Origin of the sequence: Serratia sp. CY33525 (assembly GCF_052169115.1) — a bacterium.
Classification (GTDB): Bacteria; Pseudomonadota; Gammaproteobacteria; order Enterobacterales; family Enterobacteriaceae; genus Serratia; species Serratia sarumanii.
In genome coordinates this window covers 1-23,513 of record NZ_JBJNLK010000005.1, presented here as the reverse complement: position 1 = coordinate 23,513, position 23,513 = coordinate 1, and the positions used below count along the sequence as shown (strand labels likewise).

At 61.5% G+C, this 23,513-nt stretch carries 17 protein-coding genes; 14 read left to right on the top strand and 3 right to left on the bottom strand.

Annotated features, from left to right (window positions below; translation table 11 throughout):
- Nucleotides 1-233: 233 nt before the first annotated feature.
- Nucleotides 234-2,168: an RNase E specificity factor CsrD gene (csrD, locus tag ACJ8IM_RS13955; protein ID WP_033636174.1), complete on the bottom strand. Its 1,935-nt coding sequence runs from the start codon at nucleotides 2,166-2,168 to the stop codon at nucleotides 234-236.
- Between the two features lie 205 nt (nucleotides 2,169-2,373).
- Between csrD and acuI the strand changes: the two genes are divergently transcribed.
- From acuI to fis, 11 genes are all read left to right on the top strand, one after another.
- Entirely contained in the window at nucleotides 2,374-3,351 is a 978-nt protein-coding gene (gene acuI / locus ACJ8IM_RS13950) for an acrylyl-CoA reductase (NADPH) (protein ID WP_047570383.1), read from the top strand.
- A 156-nt stretch (nucleotides 3,352-3,507) separates the two neighbouring features.
- Nucleotides 3,508-4,509, top strand: a complete 1,002-nt coding sequence (gene msrP, locus ACJ8IM_RS13945; RefSeq protein WP_033636176.1) for a protein-methionine-sulfoxide reductase catalytic subunit MsrP — start codon at nucleotides 3,508-3,510, stop codon at nucleotides 4,507-4,509.
- Entirely contained in the window at nucleotides 4,510-5,109 is a 600-nt protein-coding gene (gene msrQ, locus ACJ8IM_RS13940) for a protein-methionine-sulfoxide reductase heme-binding subunit MsrQ (protein WP_041036869.1), read from the top strand.
- A gap of 287 nt (nucleotides 5,110-5,396) precedes the next feature.
- Nucleotides 5,397-5,849: a type II 3-dehydroquinate dehydratase gene (gene aroQ, locus ACJ8IM_RS13935; RefSeq protein ID WP_004936891.1), complete on the top strand. Its 453-nt coding sequence runs from the start codon at nucleotides 5,397-5,399 to the stop codon at nucleotides 5,847-5,849.
- A 32-nt stretch (nucleotides 5,850-5,881) separates the two neighbouring features.
- Nucleotides 5,882-6,349 (top strand): acetyl-CoA carboxylase biotin carboxyl carrier protein, encoded by a 468-nt coding sequence (gene accB / locus ACJ8IM_RS13930; RefSeq protein ID WP_033636178.1) that lies wholly within the window; start codon nucleotides 5,882-5,884, stop codon nucleotides 6,347-6,349.
- A gap of 12 nt (nucleotides 6,350-6,361) precedes the next feature.
- Nucleotides 6,362-7,711 carry an acetyl-CoA carboxylase biotin carboxylase subunit gene (accC, locus tag ACJ8IM_RS13925; RefSeq protein WP_004936886.1) on the top strand — a complete coding sequence of 450 codons (1,350 nt, stop codon included), beginning with the start codon at nucleotides 6,362-6,364 and terminating at the stop codon, nucleotides 7,709-7,711.
- A gap of 151 nt (nucleotides 7,712-7,862) precedes the next feature.
- Nucleotides 7,863-8,105, top strand: coding sequence for a YhdT family protein (locus tag ACJ8IM_RS13920; protein ID WP_033636179.1), 243 nt, complete (start codon nucleotides 7,863-7,865; stop codon nucleotides 8,103-8,105).
- On the top strand, nucleotides 8,095-9,540 hold the full coding sequence (gene panF / locus ACJ8IM_RS13915) for a sodium/pantothenate symporter (RefSeq protein WP_101455691.1): 1,446 nt from the start codon (nucleotides 8,095-8,097) through the stop codon (nucleotides 9,538-9,540). The genes ACJ8IM_RS13920 and panF overlap by 11 nt, the downstream gene beginning before the upstream one ends.
- Before the next feature lie 11 nt (nucleotides 9,541-9,551).
- Nucleotides 9,552-10,433, top strand: coding sequence for a 50S ribosomal protein L11 methyltransferase (prmA, locus tag ACJ8IM_RS13910; RefSeq protein WP_033636181.1), 882 nt, complete (start codon nucleotides 9,552-9,554; stop codon nucleotides 10,431-10,433).
- A gap of 393 nt (nucleotides 10,434-10,826) precedes the next feature.
- A complete protein-coding gene (gene dusB / locus ACJ8IM_RS13905; RefSeq protein ID WP_004936856.1) occupies nucleotides 10,827-11,831 on the top strand; it encodes a tRNA dihydrouridine synthase DusB in 1,005 nt (334 codons plus the stop codon).
- Nucleotides 11,813-12,109: a DNA-binding transcriptional regulator Fis gene (fis, locus tag ACJ8IM_RS13900; RefSeq protein ID WP_000462905.1), complete on the top strand. Its 297-nt coding sequence runs from the start codon at nucleotides 11,813-11,815 to the stop codon at nucleotides 12,107-12,109. The genes dusB and fis overlap by 19 nt, the downstream gene beginning before the upstream one ends.
- A gap of 128 nt (nucleotides 12,110-12,237) precedes the next feature.
- Here the strand turns inward: fis and ACJ8IM_RS13895 are convergent, their stop codons facing one another.
- Nucleotides 12,238-12,579 carry a hypothetical protein gene (locus ACJ8IM_RS13895; RefSeq protein WP_101455692.1) on the bottom strand — a complete coding sequence of 114 codons (342 nt, stop codon included), beginning with the start codon at nucleotides 12,577-12,579 and terminating at the stop codon, nucleotides 12,238-12,240.
- A 257-nt stretch (nucleotides 12,580-12,836) separates the two neighbouring features.
- Here ACJ8IM_RS13895 and lpxO point away from each other — a divergent pair, with 257 nt between their 5' ends.
- The 3 genes from lpxO to ACJ8IM_RS13880 all read left to right on the top strand — a co-directional run bounded on the left by lpxO (nucleotide 12,837) and on the right by ACJ8IM_RS13880 (nucleotide 15,774).
- Entirely contained in the window at nucleotides 12,837-13,742 is a 906-nt protein-coding gene (gene lpxO / locus ACJ8IM_RS13890) for a lipid A hydroxylase LpxO (protein WP_049212963.1), read from the top strand.
- Between the two features lie 297 nt (nucleotides 13,743-14,039).
- The gene (lpxP, locus tag ACJ8IM_RS13885; protein WP_033648968.1) at nucleotides 14,040-14,960 is read left to right on the top strand and encodes a kdo(2)-lipid IV(A) palmitoleoyltransferase; all 921 of its coding nucleotides are present in this window, start codon (nucleotides 14,040-14,042) and stop codon (nucleotides 14,958-14,960) included.
- Nucleotides 14,961-15,075: 115 nt separating this feature from the next.
- Entirely contained in the window at nucleotides 15,076-15,774 is a 699-nt protein-coding gene (locus ACJ8IM_RS13880; protein WP_223182021.1) for a CTP synthase C-terminal region-related (seleno)protein, read from the top strand.
- Nucleotides 15,775-15,822: 48 nt separating this feature from the next.
- On the opposite strand, the gene ACJ8IM_RS13875 is transcribed toward ACJ8IM_RS13880, so the two are convergent.
- The gene (locus ACJ8IM_RS13875) at nucleotides 15,823-23,496 is read right to left on the bottom strand and encodes an amino acid adenylation domain-containing protein (RefSeq protein WP_442516237.1); all 7,674 of its coding nucleotides are present in this window, start codon (nucleotides 23,494-23,496) and stop codon (nucleotides 15,823-15,825) included.
- Nucleotides 23,497-23,513: the final 17 nt, after the last annotated feature.

Genomic DNA, 23,513 nt, shown 5'->3' with positions numbered 1-23,513 from the left:
ACCACCCTGTCAACGCACGAAACGGCGTAACACAGCTCATAAAATCTAACATATTCCCTGATTGCCGCCGATGGTAAGCACCTACCAACGCCAACCAGATAAAAGCTGACAAGAGCCTATCTCAAATAGGCGTCGTTGTCGCAGGCAGATTGGAGAAAACTCCAAAATGACGGGTGACATGGCCCAGATGGATCCGGCGCTCATTCTACGTCAATTTCTGTCCGGCAATCAGCTTAAACGCGATAACGACGTGAATATTTTTTACGCCCCGCGTCGATCGGTTCCGGCGGCGCGAAAAAGTCGCCCTGCCCGCCGTGGATCCCTCGCTCTTTCAGCGTCTGCCACTCGTTGCGCGTGCGTACGCCGGCGGCGAACACCTGCGCGCGCGTGCCCGCGCAGGCGCCGGTCAGGCTCTGCACGAACAGCTGGTTTTCGTCCCGCTTATCGATGCTCCGCACCAATCCCGGGTGGAGCTTGACGATCTCCACCTGCAGCGACTTGATATAGGACGTACTGACCACGGTTAAACCCGCTTTGGATACCGCGAGGCGGCAGCCCAGCCCTGACAACAGCCTCAGCACCGGACGCAAACGGTCGATATGTTGACACACATCTGCCTCCGCAAGTTCAATCAGAATTCGCCGACGTTGACTTTTTTCGCACTGCAGCAATGTATCGCGCAGCCAGCGCTGGAAAGAGCGCTGCAAAATCGAGTCCACGCACAGCGGAAACGCCAGCGTTTCCTCGGGCCACTGCGTCAACAAGGGAATGATGCGGCTCACCTGTTGGCGATCGTAACTTTCCGCCAGCCCGAGCTGCTGCACCAGCGGCATATATTCCGCCGGCAGCAATTCCTGGGTGCCGTCATAGATCCGGCTCATTATCTCGCGATGGTGCACCTCGCCCCCCACGGTCACCGCCGGTTTCTGATACAGCCGCGGGCCGCCGCGCGCCAGCACCTGTTCCAGCAGCGTGCGCCATTTGACGCTGCCGCGCCCCTTTTCCGGCACCTGGCTGTCGTACACATACCACCCGTTTTCGCCCTGCAGCGTAGCGTGGCGCGTCGCCTGCTCCGCATAATCGATCACCTGCTCGGTGGTTTGACCGCTGCGGTACGCCACGATGCCGATGTGCAGGAAGGCCTCGCGGTCGATCAGCGCCGTGGAAGGCAAGGCATCGATGGCGTTGACCAGCTGTGAGGCGATGCCGTCGGCCTCCTTCAGGGTTCGATGCGGCAACAACACGGTAAAATCGCTGTGGAAGTAGCGCGCCAGCAGCGCCGACGGATAGCGCATCACGAAGGTAGACAGTAGATTGACCAGCGAATACATCAGCTCCTGCACCGCCACGCTGCCGTGCGTCTCGCGCAGGGTCTCGAAATCGGGCAGCCGCACCATCATCACGATGCCGTGCGAGCCTTCGTCTTCCAGCTGAGTGGTCAACTGGTTATCGAAGAACAGGCGATTATTCAGCCCGGTTTTGGCGTCCTGCGCGGCAAAGGCGCGGATCAGCGTATCGACCCGGCTGCGCTCTTCCCGCGCTTCCGCCAGATCGGCCAGCAGGCGGTCGAGCGCGCCGCTGACGTTGGCCGGCCACTCACGCACGTCGCCCTGCATGACGTTTTCACGCTCGCCGTTCAGAATGCGCCGCGCGCGGCGTTCCAGACGATCTTCGCCGTCGGCCTGCTCACGCAGCCAGCGCAGGCTGAACAGCAAAACCACCACCATCACAACGATCGACAGCGTGACGGCGGCGGTGGATTGCAGCGTGCGCACGTCGCTGGCGAAGGGGTCGCGGTAGGTGATGTGCAGCGTGCTGCCCGGATGCTGCAACAGGGGACGCGAGACCTGACGATAGCCGTTCAGCGCATCCCAGTGCTCTTTTTCCTGCGTCGGCAATTGATAGTCGAGCAGTTGGCTGCTACCGGCCTCTATGCGGATCGACACGATGCCGAGCGTGCGCATGACGATCGGCAACCATTTTTCCTGCTCCTGCGGCGGCTCGCTCAGCATGGCTTGATCGAGAGTGGTGACCAGCGAATCCAAGCGGCGCTCCTGGCGATCCTGGGTAACGTAAAAGAAGCTGTATGAGCATCCCATCAGCATCAAAAACATCGCCAGCGCGACCAACAGAGTGATCAATGCAGAGAGTTTGGTGGTAAATCGCATCCCTGTGCCTTGTCCGCTATGGTTAAGTGAGTGTTCACCCTTTAGCTAAAAGGGGCCGTCCAACCCTAACAAGCCTTGCCGAGGAATTAAACCTGCAAGCGCCATTTTTGTCCTTTATCAGGACTTGGGCCGCTTATTATGCATATAGTCAAATAACTGTGATTCAGCCATTGAATAGAAAAGTGTAAACGAGAGGAAGAGTGACATGCGTGCACTGTTATTGGAACAACAAGACGACCAAACTCTGGCTCATATCAAAGATATCGACAGCGATCGGTTGCCGGAAGGCGATGTCACCGTCGACATCAACTGGTCCAGCCTGAACTACAAGGACGCGCTGGCGATCACCGGCAAAGGCAAGATCGTGCGCAACTTCCCGATGGTGCCGGGCATCGACTTCGCCGGCACCGTGCGCCACAGCCGCGACGATCGCTTTAAAGAGGGGCAAAGCGTGGTGCTCACCGGCTGGGGCGTGGGCGAACACCACTGGGGCGGGTTGGCCGAGCAGGCGCGCGTCTCCGGTGAGTGGCTGGTGCCGCTGCCGAACGGCCTGGATGAGCGCAAGGCGATGATCATCGGCACCGCCGGCTTTACCGCCATGCTGTGCGTGATGGCGCTGGAGGAAGGCGGCGTGCACCCGGACGACGGCGATATCCTGGTCACCGGCGCCAGCGGCGGCGTGGGCAGCACCGCCATCGCCCTGCTGGCGGCGCTGGGTTACCGGGTGACCGCCATCAGCGGCCGCGACAGCAATACCGACTACCTGAAAGCGCTCGGCGCCAAAGAGGTGATGCCGCGCGATGGCTATATCGACATGCCGCGTCCACTGGAGAAACAGCTGTGGGCCGGCGCGGTGGACACCGTCGGCGACAAACTGCTGGCGCGGGTGCTGGCGCAGATGAACTATAACGGCACCGTCGCCGCCTGCGGCCTGGCGGGCGGTTATCAACTGCCGACCACCGTGATGCCGTTCATTCTGCGCAACGTGCGCCTGCAGGGCGTGGATTCGGTGCATACGCCGCTGCATCGCCGCCAAACCGCCTGGGAACGGCTGGCCGGCATTCTGCCGGACAGCTTCTATCAGCAGGCCACGCACGAAATCTCCCTCGAGCAGGCGCCGGCCACCGCCGCCGCGCTGTTGAACAACCAAATCACCGGCCGCACCCTGGTGAAAATCCGCTGACCTTCTCCCCCCGGCGACGGGGGGATCGCCCGCTTCTGCGAAATTTCATATTTTCCTGCGTCCCCTCGCTTCCGGCCGCCTTTAGCGCCATGCTTATTTCATGGAGACCCGTTAGCCGCTCGCAGGCGGCGGGAATCAGTCGCGGAGAACATAAGCATGAACAAACACCCGAAATTGACCGAGGCCGACGTCACGCCGGAGAGCGTATTCCACCAGCGGCGCAAGGTGCTGCAGGCGCTCGGCATCACCGCCGCTTCGCTGGCGCTGCCCACCGGCGCACAGGCGGACCTGCTGTCGTGGTTCAAGGGCAACGATCGCCCCAAGGCGCCGCCGGGCAAAGCGCTGGAATTCAGCAAACCGGCCGCCTGGCAGGCGCAGCTGGCGATGACGCCGGAAGACAAGGTCACCGGCTACAACAACTTCTATGAGTTCGGCCTCGACAAGGCCGATCCGGCCGCCAACGCCGGCGGGCTGAAAACCGAAGGCTGGAAAGTGCGCATCGACGGCGAAGTGGCGAAGCCGATAACGCTGGATATCGACGATCTGATGAAGCGTTTCCCACTGGAACAGCGCATTTACCGCATGCGCTGCGTCGAGGCCTGGTCGATGGTGGTGCCGTGGATCGGTTTCGAACTGGGCAAGCTGATCAAGCTGGCCGAACCGAACGGCAACGCGCGCTACGTGGCCTTCCAGACGCTGTACGATCCGGAGCAGATGCCCGGCCAGAAAGATCGCTTTATCGGCGGCGGCCTGAAATACCCCTACGTCGAAGGGCTGCGGCTGGACGAGGCGATGCATCCGCTGGCGCTGCTGACCGTCGGCGTGTACGGCAAAACCCTGCCGCCGCAAAACGGCGCGCCGCTGCGGCTGATCACGCCGTGGAAATATGGCTTCAAAGGCATCAAATCGATCGTGCATATCCGTTTGGTGCGCGATCGGCCGCCGACCACCTGGAACCAATCCGCGCCGAACGAGTACGGTTTTTACGCCAACGTGAATCCGCACGTCGATCATCCGCGCTGGTCGCAGGCCACCGAGCGTTTCATCGGCTCCGGCGGCATTCTCGACGTCAAACGCCAGCCGACGCTGCTGTTCAACGGCTATGCCGACCAGGTGGCGTCGCTGTATCGCGGCATGGATCTGCGGGAGAATTTCTAAGTGCGACTGACGCCTGTTCATATCAAATGGCTGAAAGCCGCCCTGCATCTGGCGGCGTTTCTGCCCTTTCTCTGGCTGGTGCTGGCGGTGGATCAAGGCTGGTTCAGCGCCGATCCGTCCAAGGACATCCAGCATTTTACCGGCAGGATGACGCTGAAACTGCTGCTGGCCACGCTGGCTATCGCCCCGCTGGCGCGCTACGCCCGCCAGCCGCTGCTGATCCGCTGCCGCCGCCTGGTGGGGCTGTGGTGCTTTGCCTGGGGCACGCTGCACCTGATAAGCTACTCCACGCTGGAGCTGGGGCTGAGCAACCTCGGCCTGCTGGGCAGCGAGCTGGTGAACCGCCCTTATCTGACGCTCGGCATCCTCACCTGGCTGATCCTGCTGGCGCTGGCGGCCACCTCGACGCTGTGGGCGATGCGCAAACTGGGCGCCAAATGGCAACTGTTGCACAACTTCGTCTATCTGGCGGCGATCCTCGCCCCCATCCACTACCTGTGGTCGGTCAAAACGTTTTCCCCTCAGCCGTTCATCTACGCGCTGCTGGCGGTGGCGCTGTTGGGCCTGCGTTACAAGAAATTCCGCGCCTGGTGGCGCTGAACTACGCGGCGGCGCGCGTTATTGGTACGGAAAAACGCGCGCCGCCGGCGGGAACTTTTTCTGTGTTCCAGCGCTCATATTCCTGTCACGGATCCCCGAGTTCGTCGATTTGGGGTTGAATATCTTCGCTGATAAGACCAGTATTTAGCTGCGAATTGCTACGATATCGTTATAATGCCCGACCTTGTTTCTGTTCTCAGGGTGAATTTGCCCCTTAACAGGTGACAAATCGATAACATCGGGTTATTTTCTACGATGATGGTTTTATTGCCGGAGATACCAGCACAATGGCGGATAAGTTTCACATTTTGCTTCTGAACGGCCCCAATCTCAATCTGCTGGGGACGCGTGAGCCGGAGAAGTACGGCAGCACGACGCTGACAGAGATTGTTAACGGATTGGAAAACCAGGCATCCGCATTGGATATTACCCTGAGCCATCTGCAGTCCAACGCCGAGCATCAGCTGATCGATCGCATCCATCAGGCGCGCGGCAACACCGATTTCATTCTGATAAATCCGGCGGCGTTCACGCACACCAGCGTGGCGCTGCGCGATGCGTTGCTGGCGGTGCAGATCCCGTTCATCGAGATCCACCTGTCCAACGTGCACGCCCGCGAACCTTTCCGCCATCACTCTTATCTCTCGGACGTAGCGGTAGGCGTGATTTGCGGCCTCGGCGCGGATGGCTACGCTTTCGCTTTACAGGCAGCGGTTAACCGTCTGTCGAAAACCCACTAATTGCTCCACAAAAAGAGTACGGAATCACACTCATGGATATTCGTAAAATCAAGAAACTGATCGAACTGGTTGAAGAATCAGGCATTTCTGAACTGGAAATCTCTGAAGGCGAAGAATCGGTTCGCATCAGCCGTGCCGCACCGGCGCAGGCTTATCCCGTCATGCAGCAGGCCTACGCGATGCCGGCACAGCAGCAGCCAGCCCTGGCTAACGCCGTTGCCACCGCGCCTGCGGCAGAAACCCCTGCAGCACCGGCGGCCGTGAGTGGCCACGTCGTTCGTTCCCCAATGGTAGGCACCTTCTACCGCACCCCAAGCCCGGACGCGAAAGCCTTCGTGGAAGTGGGCCAGAAAGTGAACGCCGGCGATACCCTGTGCATCGTTGAAGCCATGAAAATGATGAACCAGATCGAAGCGGACAAGTCCGGCGTCGTGAAAGCCATCCTGGTGGAAAACGGCCAGCCGGTCGAATATGACGAGCCGCTGGTCGTCATCGAATAACGAGGCGCCCCCATGCTTGATAAAATTGTTATCGCCAACCGCGGCGAGATCGCGCTTCGCATCCTGCGTGCCTGTAAAGAACTGGGCATCAAGACCGTTGCGGTTCACTCCGCGGCCGACCGCGATCTGAAACACGTGCTGCTGGCCGACGAGACCGTCTGCATCGGTCCTGCGCCATCGGTAAAAAGCTACCTGAACATCCCGGCCATCATCTCGGCGGCGGAAATCACCGGCGCCGTGGCGATTCACCCGGGCTACGGCTTCCTGTCCGAGAACGCCGACTTCGCCGAGCAGGTTGAACGCTCCGGCTTCATCTTTATCGGCCCGAAAGCCGAGACCATCCGCCTGATGGGCGACAAGGTTTCCGCGATCAACGCCATGAAGAAAGCCGGCGTGCCGTGCGTACCTGGCTCCGACGGCCCGCTGACCGACGACATGGATAAAAACCGTGCCTTCGCCAAGCGCATCGGTTATCCGGTGATCATCAAGGCCTCCGGCGGCGGCGGCGGTCGCGGCATGCGCGTGGTGCGCAGCGACAAAGACCTTGAGCAGTCCATCAACATGACGAAAGCGGAAGCCAAAGCGGCTTTCAACAACGACATGGTGTACATGGAAAAATACCTGGAGAATCCGCGCCACATCGAGATTCAGGTATTGGCCGACGGCCAGGGCAACGCCATCTATCTGGCCGAGCGCGACTGCTCCATGCAGCGCCGCCACCAGAAAGTGGTCGAAGAAGCGCCGGCGCCGGGCATCACCAGCGAAATGCGCCGTTACATCGGCGAGCGCTGCTCGAAAGCCTGCGTGGAAATCGGCTACCGCGGCGCGGGCACCTTCGAGTTCCTGTATGAAAACGGCGAGTTCTATTTCATCGAAATGAACACCCGTATTCAGGTAGAGCACCCGGTTACCGAAATGATCACCGGCGTGGATCTGATCAAAGAGCAGCTGCGCATCGCTGCCGGTCAGCCGCTGTCGATCAAACAGGAAGAAGTGAAGATCCACGGCCACGCGGTAGAATGCCGCATCAACGCCGAAGATCCGAACACCTTCCTGCCGAGCCCGGGCAAGATCACCCGCTTCCACGCGCCAGGCGGTTTCGGCGTGCGTTGGGAATCTCATATCTACGCCGGTTATACCGTACCGCCGTACTATGACTCCATGATCGGCAAACTGATCACCTTCGGCGAAAACCGTGACGTGGCGATTGCCCGCATGAAAAACGCCCTGGCTGAACTGATCATCGACGGCATCAAAACCAACGTTGAGCTGCAGCAGAAGATCATGAACGACGAAAACTTCCAGCACGGTGGCACCAACATCCACTATCTGGAGAAGAAGCTGGGTCTGCAGGAAACCTAAGGCAGCACGCAGCATCGTCTGACGAAAGGCCGGTTAATCACCGGCCTTTTTCTTTGGCGTTGCCGCCAGTAACGGCTTGGCAAAACGCCGTCATGCCGTAAAATTCCCTACCTTTGATGAATCCATCACCGTAAACCTATGGGAGACACGGATGGACAAACGCTTTATTCAGGCGCACCGCGAAGCGCGCTGGGCGCTGGGGCTGACGCTGCTCTACCTGCTGGCCTGGGGGCTGGCGGCCTATCTGCCAGACAGCGCTGTCGGCGTCACCGGCCTGCCGCACTGGTTCGAAATGGCCTGCCTGCTGGTGCCGCTGCTGTTCATCGGCCTGTGCTGGCTGATGGTGCGCACGGTGTTCCGCGACATTTCGCTGGAGGACAGCGATGCAAACTGAAGTGATCCTGCCGCTGGTCGCCTACCTGTTGCTGGTATTCGGCCTGTCGGTATACGCCTATCGCCGCCGTCAGAATGGAAATTTCCTCAGCGAATATTTCCTCGGCAACCGCTCGATGGGCGGCTTTGTGCTGGCGATGACCCTGACCGCCACCTACATCAGCGCCAGTTCGTTTATCGGCGGCCCCGGCGCCGCCTACAAATACGGCCTGGGCTGGGTGCTGCTGGCGATGATCCAGCTGCCGGCGGTGTGGCTGTCGCTCGGCGTGCTGGGCAAGAAATTCGCCATCCTGGCGCGGCGCTACAACGCTATCACCCTCAATGACATGCTGTATGGCCGCTACCAAAGCCGCCTGCTGGTGTGGCTGGCCAGCCTCAGCCTGCTGGTGGCGTTCCTCGGCGCCATGACGGTGCAGTTTATCGGCGGCGCACGCCTGCTGGAAACCGCCGCCGGCATTCCTTACGACACCGGCCTGCTGATCTTCGGCATCAGCATCGCGCTGTACACCGCCTTCGGCGGCTTCCGCGCCAGCGTGCTGAACGACGCCATGCAGGGGCTGGTGATGCTGCTTGGCACCGTGCTGCTGCTGGTGGCGGTGATCCATGCCGCCGGCGGACTGGACAGCGCAGTCAGCAAACTGCAGCAGATTGATCCGGCGCTGGTGTCGCCGCAGGGCGGCGATCAGATCCTCAGCCTGCCGTTGATGGCCTCGTTCTGGATCCTGGTGTGCTTCGGGGTGATCGGCCTGCCGCACACCGCCGTGCGCTGTATCTCCTACAAGGACAGCAAGGCGGTGCACCGCGGCATTCTGCTCGGCACCGTGGTGGTGGCGGTGCTGATGTTCGGCATGCACCTGGCCGGCGCGCTCGGCCGCGCGGTGTTGCCGGATCTCAAGATCCCCGATCAGGTGATCCCGACGCTGATGATCACCGTGCTGCCGCCGTATGCCGCCGGGATTTTCTTGGCGGCGCCGATGGCGGCGATCATGTCGACCATCAACGCCCAGCTGCTGCAATCCTCCGCCACCATCATCAAGGATCTCTATCTTGGCGTACGCCCACAGCAGATCCACAACGAGCGGCTGATCAAGCGCTTCTCCAGCCTGACCACGCTGATCCTCGGTCTGTTGGTGCTGCTGGCGGCCTGGCGGCCGCCGGAGATGATCATCTGGCTCAACCTGCTGGCTTTCGGCGGGTTGGAGGCGGTGTTCCTGTGGCCGCTGGTGCTGGGCCTGTACTGGGAACGCGCCAATGCTCAGGGAGCGCTTAGCTCAATGGTGTCGGGTGCGGTATGCTATACGCTATTGGCCAGCTTCAACCTGCAGCCGGCGGGGCTGCACCCTATCGTGCCTTCGCTGTTGCTCAGCCTGTTGGCGTTTTATCTCGGTAACGTCGTCGGCGAAAAGCGCCGGACGGCGTCATCATTACCCTCTTGAAGAGAATTGCTATGCCTTGGATCCAACTCAAACTGAACACCACCGGCAGCCAGGCAGAAGACCTGAGCGACGCGCTGGTGGAAAGCGGCGCCGTGTCGGTGACCTTCCAGGACACCCACGACAACCCGGTGTTCGAACCTTTGCCGGGTGAAACCCTGCTGTGGGGCGATACCGACGTGATCGGCCTGTACGACGCGGAAACCGATATGGCCGAGGTGGTGGCGATGCTGGAACAGCACCCGCTGCTGGGCGCCGGTTTCCGCCACAAGATAGAGCAGCTGGAAGATAAGGACTGGGAGCGCGAATGGATGGACAACTTCCACCCGATGCGCTTCGGCGAGCGTTTGTGGATCTGCCCGAGCTGGCGCGACGTGCCGGATCCCGACGCGGTCAACGTGATGCTCGATCCGGGCCTGGCGTTCGGCACCGGCACCCACCCGACCACCGCGCTGTGCCTGCAGTGGCTGGACGGCCTCGATTTGGCCGGCAAAACCGTCATCGACTTCGGTTGCGGTTCCGGCATCCTGGCAATCGCCGCGCTGAAGCTGGGTGCGGCGCGCGCTATCGGCATCGACATCGATCCCCAGGCCATTCAGGCCAGCCGCGACAACGCGCAGCGTAACGGCGTTTCAGAGCGTCTGGAGCTGTATCTGCCGAAAGACCAGCCGGCGGACCTGCTGGCGGACGTGGTGGTCGCCAACATCCTCGCCGGCCCGCTGCGCGAGCTGGCGCCGCTGATCGGTTGCCTGCCGAAGGCCGGCGGCCATCTGGGGCTGTCCGGCGTGCTGGCCAGCCAGGCGAGCAGCGTTGCGCAAGCCTACGAAGAGAAGTTCACGCTCGACCCGGTCGCCGAGCGTGAAGAGTGGTGCCGCATCACCGGCCGCCGCAAGTAAGCGTCACGGTCTATTGCTCCCTCATCCACCGGCCCTGCGCCGGTGGATTTTTTTTGCCTGGCGATCGGCCCGCGGGCGAGACAAAATTTTATGCAATTTTTCGCCGTTCAACGACGGATCGCCCTGACAATGCGCCTTCCAGGCAGGCTATCCCGGCAAAAAACGCGGGTGAATGCAGATAATATTCTGCGCAAAGGCGAATATTTTACCGCACACAAAATAAGCACTTTTCGTCAACTCATTGTAAAATATATACAATATTTTTATGAATCACTGCACAGCGCATTTTTTGCCCTAATATCGCGCCAATTGGTTAAAGTTTGGCCTTTCATCTCGGCGCAAAAATGCGTAATATACGCGCCCTTGCGGACACAGTATGGTCACTCTTTGTCTATGCGCATTGGACACCACCAGCTTACTAATTGCCTGATTGCGGCCCCGATGGCCGGTATTACAGATCGCCCGTTCAGAACCCTCTGTCATGCAATGGGTGCTGGGATGGCTGTATCCGAGATGCTCTCCTCCAACCCGGAGGTGTGGCGGACGGATAAGTCGCGTCTGCGTATGGTGCATAGCGATGAACCAGGGATCCGCTCCGTGCAGATTGCCGGATGCGATCCTGATGATATGGCCGCCGCCGCGCGTATCAACGTGGCCAGCGGCGCGCAGATCATCGACATCAATATGGGATGCCCTGCCAAAAAAGTGAACCGGAAGCTTGCCGGGTCCGCCTTGTTGCAGTACCCGGATCTGGTTAAACGGATCCTCCACGCGGTGGTTGACGCGGTGGATGTGCCGGTAACGCTGAAGATTCGCACCGGCTGGGCGCCAGAGCATCGTAACTGTGTAGAGATTGCCCAACTGGCCGAAGACTGTGGTATTCAGGCCCTGACGATTCACGGCCGAACCCGCGCCTGTCTGTTTAACGGCGACGCGGAATACGACAGCATTCGGGCAGTTAAGCAGAGTGTTTCCATTCCGATTATCGCGAATGGGGATATTACTGACCCGCATAAAGCCAGAGCAGTGCTCGACTACACCGGGGCCGATGCCCTGATGATAGGCCGCGCTGCTCAGGGGAGACCCTGGATCTTCCGGGAAATCCAGCATTATCTGGACACTGGGGAGTTGCTGCCGCCGCTGCCGCTTGGCGAGGTGAAGCGCTTGTTGATTGGGCACATTCGGGAATTGCACGGCTTCTATGGCCAAGGCAAGGGATTCCGGATTGCTCGTAAGCACGTGTCCTGGTATCTCCAGGAACACGCTCCGAATGACCAGTTTCGGCGCACATTCAACGCCATAGAGGATGCCAGCGAACAGCTGGAGGCGTTGGAGGCATATTTCGAAAATCTTAGCGTAAAAAAAGAGCTGACAGAACTATGTTCGAACAACGCGTAAATTCTGACGTACTGACCGTTTCTACCGTTAACTCACAAGATCAGGTGACTCAAAAGCCTCTGCGTGACTCGGTTAAACAAGCACTGAAGAACTATTTTGCTCAACTGAACGGTCAAGACGTAAATGACCTGTATGAGCTGGTACTGGCTGAAGTTGAACAGCCACTGTTGGACATGGTGATGCAATACACCCGTGGCAACCAGACCCGCGCAGCCCTGATGATGGGCATCAACCGCGGCACGCTGCGCAAGAAGCTGAAAAAATACGGCATGAACTGATACTAGTCAGTTAACGTGTTGAAAAGGCGCTTTATCTCATTTGATAAGCGCCTTTTTCTTTTGGGGCGCCCCCGGTTTGCGGGCAATAAAAAAGGCCGCAGCGCGGCCCTTGTGGCAAAGCGGAGACCTTATTCGGTCACTTTGTTCTTGAGGCTTTCCGCGCCTTGCTTGGTCTTGTCCCAAGCCTTCTCCGAACCTTGCTTGGTGGAGTGCCAGGCCTTTTGCGAGCCTTCGCTCACTTTGCTGCCGACGCTGTCGCTCTTGCCTTCGGCGGTGTGCTTGGCTTTCAGCTTCAGCTCTTCACCCTTGTCCTGAGACTGGTGCAGCTTTTCTTTGGCGGTATCCGCTCCTTTGTGCGCTTCGGCAACGACCTCGTTGCTGGCGTGAGCGGCGGTGTCGGTCGCGGTCTCAGCGGCGAACACCGGGGAAGCGAGCAGCAGTGCAGACAAGGCAATGATTGATTTCTTCATAAGTCCCTCTTTTCTCAGATACGTGCCATTCGTCATGAAATAAGATGGCACACAATCCCGTTAAAGAAACCTAAGAATAGTACGAAAATCAAAAATACCAACATAAAATATCAGCACTCACATCTTTATTAACTTTTCATGCCATCTACGTTCAACAATGGCGAAATGGCACGAAAAAGTTAAATTTTATCTGTCACAAAACTATAATTTTTACGTTTTTTACCTCGTAATAATCAGTAATGACAGGGATGGATTCTATGGTTGCCGTCATCATCATAGGCGTTTTTATCGTCAGCTTCCTTTACGCACACTCCCGCGGCAAGGAGAAACAAAAGCTTACCCGCCAACTGTTCGATCACTCCACCTTTATGGGGCCGATCAATATGTTTATGACCGGTTTCTCCCGTTTGCCCGCCAGGCAGCCCTATTTCGACGAAAAAGTTTTCCCGGAGCTGCAGACGCTGACCGACAACTGGCAGGTGATCCGCGAGGAAGCGGTGCGCTTGCAGCATCACATCAAAAAGGCGCAGTCGCACAACGATGCGGGGTTCAACACCTTCTTCAAACGCGGCTGGAAACGTTTCTATCTGAAGTGGTACAGCGACAGCCACCCTTCGGCGCAGACGCTGTGCCCAAAAACCGTCGAGCTGCTCAACCGCATCCCGTCGGTCAAGGCCGCGATGTTCGCCGAGCTGCCGCCCGGCAGCCATTTGGGTAAACACCGCGATCCTTACGCCGGCTCGGTGCGCTATCACCTGGGGTTGATGACGCCCAACGACGATCGCTGCTTCATCGAGGTGGACGGCGAGCAGCACAGCTGGCGCGACGGCGAGGCGGTGATCTTCGACGAAACCTACGTGCACTGGGCGCAGAACGCCACCGATCAGACGCGCATCATTCTGTTTTGCGACGTCGAGCGGCCGATGAAATGGCGCTGGGCGCAGGCGGTCAACCACTGGGTCGGCGCCACGCTGATGTCGGCGGCCAGCTCGCCAAACGACGATCAGGACCGCACCGGCGGCATCAACCGCATCTTCAAATACGTCAACGCGGTGCGCGATGCCGGCCAGCGCCTGAAGGCGCGCAACCGCCGCGGTTACTACCTGCTGAAATGGCTGGTGATCGCTGCGATTTTCGCCGCGATTATCATTCCCAGCCTATAAAACGCGCCAATCTTCAACTCGGGGGCAACGCGAATGAGAATATTCGCATGCCCCTCTTCCGCCACACCCCGTACCCTGTGTTAACATACACGTTCCTAGAGCCGCCTCCGCTGGCCAACAGCTATCCCTCCGAAGCCTGATAGCAGCGCAAACCGCCCTTCGAATGTAAATGTTTAGTCAATTATGGAATTCCGACTAAACCCTGGCCGTACTTGGGTGTCTGAGTAGTCGTATCGCTATCGAGTGGATCCTTTATGCGTTACAGGTTGCTACCCCCTAACGCATAAACGAGCTGCTATGAAACGCCAAAAGAGATTTCAACTTTCCTTGCTGCACCCGCGCTACTGGCTGACCTGGTTCGGCCTGGCCCTGCTGTTCCTGCTGGTACAGCTCCCTTACCCGTTGCTCAATCGGCTGGGGGTGTGGATGGGGCGCACCTCGATGCGTTTTCTTAAGCGTCGCGTCACCATTACCCGCCGCAACCTCGAACTGTGCTTCCCCGAGATGGACGAAGCGCAGCGTGAGCGCAAAGTGGTGGGCAACTTCGAATCGCTCGGCATGGGCCTGCTGGAAACCGGCATGGCCTGGTTCTGGTCGGATAAACGCGTCAAGCGCTGGTTCAACGTCTCCGGCATCAACCACCTCAAAATGGCGCAGCGCGACGATCGCGGCGTGCTGGTGATCGGCGTGCACTTTATGTCGCTGGAGCTGGGCGGCCGGGCGATGGGCCTGTGCCAGCCGATGATGGCGATGTACCGCCCGCACAACAACAAGGCGATGGAGTGGGCGCAGACCAAGGGTCGCATGCGCTCCAACAAGGCGATGATCGATCGCAAGGATCTGCGCGGCATGGTGCACGCGCTCAAGCGCGGCGAGGCGGTATGGTTCGCGCCGGATCAGGACTACGGCCCGCGCGGCAGCGTATTCGCGCCGCTGTTCGCCGTCGATCAGGCCGCCACCACCAGCGGCACCTTCATGCTGGCGCGCATGGCCAACCCGGCATTGGTGCCGGTGGTGCTGATCCGCCGCGAAGGCGGCCGCGGCTACGACCTGCTGATTCAACCGGCCCTGGAAGACTACCCGCTCAGCGACGAACAGGCGGCGGCGGCTTACATGAACAAAGTGATCGAGAAAGAGATCATGCGGGCGCCGGAGCAGTACATGTGGCTGCACCGCCGCTTCAAAACCCGACCGGCCGGCGCGCCCTCGCTGTACTGACCCTCTTTTTTCCAGCCCGGCCAACGCCGGGCTTTTTTGTGCGCCACGTTTAAAAAGCGGCGGCTCGACACTCTACTTTCCTGTAATCTCCTTTTTTACCCGCACAGGAAAGGAAATGATGAAAGCTCAAGTTCGCATTGCTCTGGTCGGTGATTACAACCCGCAAGCCGTGGCCCATCAGGCCATCCCCGTGGCGCTCCAGCTCACCGCCGCCCATCTCGACATCGACGTGCAGCCCCAATGGCTACCGACAGAAACCCTGACCTCCCCCGACGTCCTGCAAAATTTCGACGCCATCTGGGTGGTGCCGGGCAGCCCGTATCGTTACGACGACGGCGCCTTTATGGCGATCCGCCATGCGCGGGAAAACGACGTGCCGTTCCTCGGCTCCTGCGGCGGTTTTCAATACGCCATCGTCGAGTACGCCCGCAACGTGATGGGCTGGCACGACGCCGGCCATGCGGAAACCGACAGCGGCGGCCGATTGGTGATCGCCCCGCTGAGCTGCTCGCTGGTGGAAAAAACCGGCGACATCGTTTTTCAGCCTGACACCCGCGTCGCGCAGGCCTACGGCAGCCTGAACACCCATGAAGGCTACCACTGCAACTTCGGCGTGAATCCGGAATTCGTCGCCGATCTTGAGCGCTTCCCGCTGATCGTCAGCGGCCACGACACCGAAGGCGACGTGCGCGCCATCGAACTGCCGGGCCGGCGTTTTTACGTCGCCACGCTGTTCCAGTCGGAACGCGCCGCGCTGCGCGGCGAGCTTTCACCGCTGGTGGTGGAACTCGTCAAAACCGCCGCCAACGGGTAAAAAAAAGCCCTCTTGCGAGGGCTTTCTCATCGGATACATCCCGCCGGCTTACGCCTGTCCGAGCTCGCGCAACGCCAGATTGAAGTGTTGCCCCAGCTCACGCCGATGAACCGGATGCTCCATCATCGACACATGGTCGCCGTTGACCTGGCTGACGCGGACGGTCGCCGGCGGCAGCAGCTTATCCCATCCCAACGCGGAAGCGTCTTCGCGGCAATATCCCGCCTGCTTGATCCTCTGCCAATACGCCTGGAACTGTGCGTTCTGCGAATTGACGGAAACCTGCTCCTGCTTCGCCTTGAACAGATGGATTTTCAGCGATGCGGGCTGCACCAGGGTCGCTTCCACCAGTTTGGCGTAGTGGTGCCGCTGCTGCCAGAGCGCCGCCTCGTCGGCCACTTCCTCACGCTGAGTCTTGATCCCGGCGCGTTGCACGGCCGCGATCGCCTCCGGCAACGGCAGCTCGGCCAACTGCTGACAGAACTGCGGATCCGGCCTTTCCTGCGTTGACTCCACCCAGTTCAGCAACAGTTGGACCGGGCTGTGCATCGCCTCCACCGGCCGCAACGTGTCGATCAACCCCAGGAAGGCGACCGCTTCCCCGGCCGATTGCAGCTGCTCGGCGATGGCATAGGCCAACACCCCACCGGAAGAGTACCCCGCCAGATGGTATGGCCCCTGCGGCTGCACCTCGCGAATCAACGCCACGGCGCTGGCGGCCATATCGGACATGGTAGCCGGCTTCTCCTCCACCGCCGGCCACGGCACGGCGTAGACCGGGAAGGTCTCGTCGATCTCCTTGGCCAATTCAAACGCGTAGGAGTGGTCGCCAAAGCCGGTCGGAACGAAGAACAGCGGCGGCCGGCTGCCGCTGCTGCGAGCCGGCACCGCTTTGCGCAGCGGAGCCTCTGCGTTGCGACGATCTATCCGCTCGGCCAGCTCGGTCAATATCGGATGGTTGAAGATCGCCTGTACCGGCAAGGTGATGCCTTGCTGACGCAGCTGGCTGGAAAGACGTACCGCCAGCAGCGAATGGCCACCGAGCTCGAAGAAATTGTCGTGGCGCCCTATCTGGCCAATCTCGAGCAGCTCACACCATACCCGCGCCAGCGTCGTTTCGGTCTCCCCCTGAGGCGCCGCATACTCCCGAATGCCGACTGCCGCGCGCTCCGGCTCCGGCAAGGCGCGCCGATCCAGCTTGCCGTTGGCGGTCAACGGCAGCGCATCCAGCCAAACATAAGCCGACGGCACCATGTACTCCGGCAAACGTTCGCTCAGATAGGCCCGTAGCTGTCCCTGCAACGCGCTGCGGTCAACGTCGGCCGTCGGTACGATCCAGGCGACCAGGCGCGGATGATGTTCCGTCGAACAAACCTGCACCACCGCTTCCCGCACCCACGGGCTCGCCGCCAGCTGCACCTCAATCTCGCCCGGTTCGATGCGGAACCCGCGCAGCTTGATCTGCTGATCGCATCGCCCCTGGTATTCAAGACTGCCGTCCGGTAAATAACGCGCCAGATCGCCGGTGCGATACATGCGGCCGCCGCCGACCGGATTGAACGGATCGCTCAGGAAGCGCTGTGCCGTCAGTTCCGGTCGGTTCAGGTAGCCCAACGCCACCCCCACGCCGCCGATATGCAATTCCCCCACCGCTCCCATCGGCACCGGGCGCCCGCGGGCGTCCAGCAAGTAAGCGCGGGTATTGCCGATCGGTTTCCCAATCGGCAAGCGCGCCTCCCCTTCAGCCCGCTCGATACGTGCCGTTGTCGCAAAGGTGGTGGTCTCCGTCGGCCCATAGGCATGGATCATGTGCACCGGCCCCCGCTCTTGCAACAACCGCGCATAAGCGCCCGGATCCTCTTTCTCCCCTCCGCTAATCAGATATTTCAACTGCGCCAGTGCGCCGCTGATGCTATGCACATACTGATTGAACAGCGCAGTGGTCAAGAACAGCGTGGTGATGCGATGGCGTTGCAGTTCGGCCGCCAGACGCTCGGCCTCCATCATCACCTCCGGCGCGATCACCACCAGCGCACCGCCATTCAACAGGGCGGCCCAAACCTCCATCGTGCTGGCATCAAATGCCGGATTGGCGGCAAAGGCGATGCGGTCGTCGGCGTCAAAGGCGGCGTAGCGGTTGTTGCGCACCAGACGCGTGATCCCCTGGTGCGGCGTCATGACGCCTTTCGGCGTACCGGTCGAGCCGGAGGTATACATGATGTAGGCCGTCGCGCCGCTCGACACGCGCAACGCCGGGTTACCGTTATGATCTTCAGCTTCGCGATCCTCGACCGTCAGCTGCGGGATCTCCTCGTCGCCGATGGCGTCCGTCAGCATCAGGCAGGCGCCGCTGTCATCGGCGATCCACGCCTGACGCGCGGCCGGCAGTTGCGGATCGATGGGCACATACGCCGCCCCGGCCTTGATTACCGCCAATTGGGCGCAGACCAGTTCGATGCTGCGCGCCAGCCGCACCGCGACCCGGTCGCCCGGTTGTACGCCGCGCTCAATCAGCCGATGCGTCAACCGGTTGGCGCGCGCATTCAACTGTGCGTAGCTGAGCCGTTGCGCATCCTGGATCAAAGCGATGGCCTGCGGCGTCAGCCGCGCCTGCTGTTCAAACAGTTCGTGCACACAGGTATCCGCCGGGTAAGCTTCCGCCGTATGATTCCAGCGGCACAGCTGCAGCGCATACTCTTCATCCGGCATCACCTCCAGTTCACAGACCGGTGTCTGAGGCGCCTGCTCCAATGCCTGCGCCAATGCGCTCAACGCCTGCGCCATATAGCCACACACGCGCTGCGCTTCAATCGGCTGCCTGACCTGCGCCGTCAGGCCCAGCGAATCACCGCCGTCCTCGACCGACAGCACGAACGGATAGTTGGTGCGTTCCTGGCTATCGAGCAGCGTCACGCCGGTCGGCAATGCGGTGTCCTCGCCGCTGTTATGCCGGTAGTTCAGCAAGGCACTGAACAGCGGCGTGCCCGCGGCGACGCCGCTGCAGCGCTGCGCCAACGCCAGCGGCGCATGCTCATGGGCCAACAGCCCGCTCAGCCGGATGTGCGCCTGCAACACCGCCGATTCCGCGCCGACCTCGTTGACATCCAGCCGCAGCGGCAACGTATTGATAAACAATCCGAGCGCCCGTTCCGCCCCGTCTCCGGCCTGCATGCGGCCCAACAATACGGTGCCGAATACCACCTCATCGCGGCCGGTAGCGCGCGCCAACACCTGCGCCCAGGCCAGGTGGCACAGGCTGGCCAGGCTGACGCCCAGCCGCCGCGCCTGCCGCCGCAGCTGTTGGTTAAGCGCATGCGGTAAAGCCAGGTGCGCCGTCGAGATATCCCGCCCTTCGCCATGCACGTCGCTCAGGCCGAACGGCAACGACGGTTCATCGATATCCGCCAGCATAGTGCGGAAGAACCGTTCGTGTTCGGCCTTGCTGACGCCGAGCCTTGCCTGCGCCACCGCGTTGCGGAACGGCGGTGCCTTGGCCAGTTCGTCCCCGCGCCCGGCCAGGATCAGGTTGATCTCCTCCTGCATCACCGCCAGGGTCGAGTGGTCGCCGATCAGGTGATGCCATTGCTGGAGCACGCACCAACTGCCTTCTTCCCCCTGTGCGGCGACAAAGCTCAGCAACGGTGCGCGCGTCAGATCAGGCCGCACGCGGCGCGGATCAAACAACGCCGTCAGCCGCGAACCGATCTCGCCCTCTGCCGGATTGAGCCGCAGTTCTCGCAGCGACAACTCGGCCTTGCGCCACACCACCTGCACCGGTGATGACACGCCCTGCGTGATGAACGCAGTACGCAGAATGTCATGGCGATCGATCACCTGCTGCATCGCCGCCAGCCAGGCGTCCAGGCGCGCACGGCTGTCGAAACGCAGCACCGCGGACAGCTGGTACGGGTCGCCCCGTTCCGCCAGCAGATGGTGGAACAAAATCCCCTCCTGCAGCGGCGACAAGGCGTAGATATCCTGTACGTTGGCCACACCGCCCGGCACCTGCGCCACCACCGCGTCGATCTCCGGCTGGCTCAGCGTCGCCAGCGGCAACATCTCCGGCGTAATGGCTACGCAGCCCGGCAGGATACCGTTGGCCGGCACGCTCACTTCCTGCTGCGTGACCAACGTCTGCGCCAGCGTTGACAGCGTCGGCGCGGTGAACAGCGTTTGCACCCCGGCGCTCAGCCCGACACGGCGCAGCTGCGCCATCAACTTCACCGCCAGCAGCGAGTGGCCGCCCAATTCGAAGAAGTTATCGTGGCGCCCGACCCGCTCAATGCCCAGCAGCTCGCGCCAGATCCCCGCCAGCAGCGTTTCCAGTTCGCCTTCAGGTTCGGCGTAAACCTCACGCACGTAGGCGTCCTCCTGCGGCTCAGGCAGCGCGCGCCGATCCAGTTTGCCGTTCGGCGTCAGCGGTAGCGTACCCAGCGCCACCCAGGCCGCCGGCAGCATAAACTCCGGCAACATCCCCGCCAGATACTGTCGCAGCGTCACCGCCAACGTCTGGCGATCCGCGTCAGCCTCCGGCACCACCCAGGCTACCAGTCGCTTATTGTCCGCTTCGCCGAGGACATCCACCACCGCTTCGCGCACCGCCGGATGACCGGCCACTCGCGCCTCGATCTCACCGCATTCGATGCGGAAGCCGCGAATTTTCACCTGCCGATCGTTGCGTCCCAGGTAGTCGATATTACCGTCCGCCAGATAGCGCGCCAGATCGCCGGTGCGATACATCCGCTCGCCTGGGTTAAACGGATCCGCCAGGAATCGCTCTGCCGTTAACTCTGCGCGGTTGAGATAACCCAGCGCCACCCCGGGGCCGGCGATGTAGATCTCGCCGGTCGCGCCGAGCGGCACCGGTTGCCCGTGCTCATCCAGCAGATAAATCCGGGTATTGCCGATCGGCCGCCCGATAGGCAAACGCTGCCAGGGATCCACTCGCTCGATCGTGGCCGTCGTGGCGAACACCGTACACTCGGTCGGCCCATAAGCGTTGATCAGCCGTACCGGCCCAGCCTCTTTCAGCATGCGGGCAAAGGCGTGCGGATCCGCCGCTTCACCGCCGCTCAGCAGATATTTCAACTGCGCCAGCGTCGCGGCGATGCTATGGGCATATTGGTTAAACAACGAGGTGGTCAGGAACAAGACGTTAATCCCTTGCCGCGCCAGCGCCGCCGCCAACGCCTCGGCTTCCGTCAACACTTCCGGCGCAATGATCGCCAGACTGGCGCCATTCAACAGGGCTCCCCACATTTCCAGCGTGCTGGCGTCAAACGCCGGATTGGCGGCGAAAGCGAAGCGATCGCCGCGTTCAAACGACGCAAAACGATTGTTGATCGCCAGCCGGAGGATGCCTTGGTGCGTCACCATGACGCCTTTAGGCGTACCGGTCGAGCCCGAGGTATACATGATGTAGGCCGGCGCGCCGCCGGCGCGAGGCACCGCCGGATCGTGGGTCGGATTCTGCCGCAGCCGATCGATACGCAGGCAGGCGATCTCGCCGGCTATCTCGCGGTCGATATCGCGATCGCACAGGATCAACGACGCCCCGCTGTCGCCGATGATCCACGCCTGCCGCGCAACGGGCAGGTGCGGATCGAGCGGCACATAAGCGGCCCCCGCCTTGAGGATCGCCAGCTGGGCGATGACCAGAGAAACGCTGCGTTCAAGCGACGTGGCCACGCGATCGCCCGGGCGCACGCCCTGTGCGATGAGTTGGTGCGCCAGTTGGTTGGCGTGGGCGTTCAATTGGGCGTAGCTCAGGCTGTCCCGATCGTTCACCACCGCAACGGCGTCCGGCGTGCGCTGCACCCACTGTTCAAACAGGACGTGGGCACAGCTCTGCGCCGGATAAACTTCCGCGGTTCGGTTCCAGCCGTACAACAACAGTTCGCGCTCGGCAGCCGGCAGCAGATCGAGATGCGACGCAGGCTGCGTAGCATTTGTCGCCATCGCCCGCAGCACCTGCACCAGGTAAACGCCGTAACGTTCGGCGGTAGCGCGGTCGAACAGCGCCGTGGCGAAGTTCAGCGTACCGCTGATTTGCTCGTCGCGCTCCGCCAGATCGAGCGTCAAATCATACTTGGCGATCTGATAGCCCAACTCGGCGCTCTCGGCCTGCAGCCCAGGCAGCGAGATATCGCGCACCGAGCCGTCCTGCCAGGCCAACATCACCTGGAACAGCGGGGTATAACCCAGGTGGCGCGGCGGATTGACCAGCTCCACCACCTGCTCGAACGGCAGATCGCGATTTTCCCGAGCCGCCAGCACCGCGTGGCGGATCCGCGCGATCAGCGTCGGCAGATCCGGATCGTCGCGAAGATCGATGCGCAGCGCCAGCGTGCTGACGAAGAAGCCGACCAGCGATTCGGTTTCCAGCCGGCCACGGTTGGCCTCCGGCGTACCGATCACCAGCTCCTGCTGCCTGGCCATGCGCGCCAGCACCAGGCTCCAGGCCGCCAGCACCGTCATGAACAACGTGCCGCCATGCTGCCGGCTGAACTGCCGCAGCGCCTGCGTCAGCTCGGCGTCGATCGCGATCGGCACCTCCCCGCCGCTGAAAGACTGCACCGTCGGACGCGGCCGGTCGGTCGGCAGCGTCAGCAGCGCCGGCGCATCGCTCAGCGTTTCGCGCCAGTATTGCGCCTGCGCCGCCAGCCGCTCCGGCGTCAGATAGCGACGCTGCCAGGCGGCGTAATCCGCGTATTGCAGCGGCAGCGGCGGCAGCGGATCGGCATCGCCGCGACGCAATGCGCCGTACAACGCCCCCAGTTCACGCAGCAGAATGCCGGTCGACCAACCGTCGGAAATGATGTGATGACAGGTGAGCAGGAACAGATGCTCCTCATCCGCCAGGCGGATCAGCGCGGCGCGCACCAGCGGCCCCTGCGTCAAATCAAAAGGCGCCTCCGTCAGGCGCTGCGCCAGTTTCCGCGCCTGGCTCTGAGCATCCTGCCGCCCACGCAGATCGTGAACCGTCAACGGCAGCGCGTCTGCCGGCAGAATGTGCGCCTGCGGCTGCCCCTCGACGGTGACAAACCGGCTGCGCAACGCTTCGTGGCGGGCATAGAGCGCATCCAGGCTCTGCCGCCAGGCGGGCAGATCCAGCTCGCCGCGCAGGCTCAGCGCCAGGGGAATATGGTAAGTTTCACTCAGGCCTTCCAACTGCGTCAGGAACCACAAACGCTGCTGAGCAAACGACAGCGGCAACGCGGCGCCGCGTGGCATAGCCTCGATCGGCGGCAGCGCCTCATCGGTTCTCCGCAGTTGCTGCGCCAATGCCAGCAGCGTCGGGTTGGCGAACAGGACCTGCAACGGCAGCTGCCATTCCATCTGCTGCAGACGGTTGGTCAGACGTACCGCCAACAGCGAGTGGCCCCCCAGCTCGAAGAAGTTATCATGGCGCCCGACCCGCTCCACGTTCAGCAGCTCGCGCCAGATCGCCGCCAGCAGCGTTTCGTGTTCACCCTGCGGCGCTTCGTACGCCGCTTGGCTCTGCGCCCCCTGCGGCTCCGGCAACGCCCGCCGATCCAGTTTGCCATTCGGCGACAGCGGCAACGCCGCCACCACCACCCAGGCCGACGGCACCATATAGTCCGGCAGCGCCGCGCTCAGATGCTGCCGCAGCGCGCCCGCCAGCGTTTCTTCCGCCACGTCCGCGGCCGGCACCACCCACGCCACCAGCCGTTTGTCGTCGCCCACCGCCCGTGCATCCACCACCGCTTCGCGCACCG

Excerpts from the sequence above, each read along its gene's own strand:
- csrD (WP_033636174.1), bottom strand. The coding sequence starts at position 2,168 with ATGCGATTTACCACCAAACTCTCTGCATTGATCACTCTGTTGGTCGCG.
- acuI (WP_047570383.1), top strand. The coding sequence starts at position 2,374 with ATGCGTGCACTGTTATTGGAACAACAAGACGACCAAACTCTGGCTCAT.
- msrP (WP_033636176.1), top strand. The coding sequence starts at position 3,508 with ATGAACAAACACCCGAAATTGACCGAGGCCGACGTCACGCCGGAGAGC.
- aroQ (WP_004936891.1), top strand. The coding sequence starts at position 5,397 with ATGGCGGATAAGTTTCACATTTTGCTTCTGAACGGCCCCAATCTCAAT.
- accB (WP_033636178.1), top strand. The coding sequence starts at position 5,882 with ATGGATATTCGTAAAATCAAGAAACTGATCGAACTGGTTGAAGAATCA.
- accC (WP_004936886.1), top strand. The coding sequence starts at position 6,362 with ATGCTTGATAAAATTGTTATCGCCAACCGCGGCGAGATCGCGCTTCGC.
- ACJ8IM_RS13920 (WP_033636179.1), top strand. The coding sequence starts at position 7,863 with ATGGACAAACGCTTTATTCAGGCGCACCGCGAAGCGCGCTGGGCGCTG.
- panF (WP_101455691.1), top strand. The coding sequence starts at position 8,095 with ATGCAAACTGAAGTGATCCTGCCGCTGGTCGCCTACCTGTTGCTGGTA.
- prmA (WP_033636181.1), top strand. The coding sequence starts at position 9,552 with ATGCCTTGGATCCAACTCAAACTGAACACCACCGGCAGCCAGGCAGAA.
- dusB (WP_004936856.1), top strand. The coding sequence starts at position 10,827 with ATGCGCATTGGACACCACCAGCTTACTAATTGCCTGATTGCGGCCCCG.
- fis (WP_000462905.1), top strand. The coding sequence starts at position 11,813 with ATGTTCGAACAACGCGTAAATTCTGACGTACTGACCGTTTCTACCGTT.
- ACJ8IM_RS13895 (WP_101455692.1), bottom strand. The coding sequence starts at position 12,579 with ATGAAGAAATCAATCATTGCCTTGTCTGCACTGCTGCTCGCTTCCCCG.
- lpxO (WP_049212963.1), top strand. The coding sequence starts at position 12,837 with ATGGTTGCCGTCATCATCATAGGCGTTTTTATCGTCAGCTTCCTTTAC.
- lpxP (WP_033648968.1), top strand. The coding sequence starts at position 14,040 with ATGAAACGCCAAAAGAGATTTCAACTTTCCTTGCTGCACCCGCGCTAC.
- ACJ8IM_RS13880 (WP_223182021.1), top strand. The coding sequence starts at position 15,076 with ATGATGAAAGCTCAAGTTCGCATTGCTCTGGTCGGTGATTACAACCCG.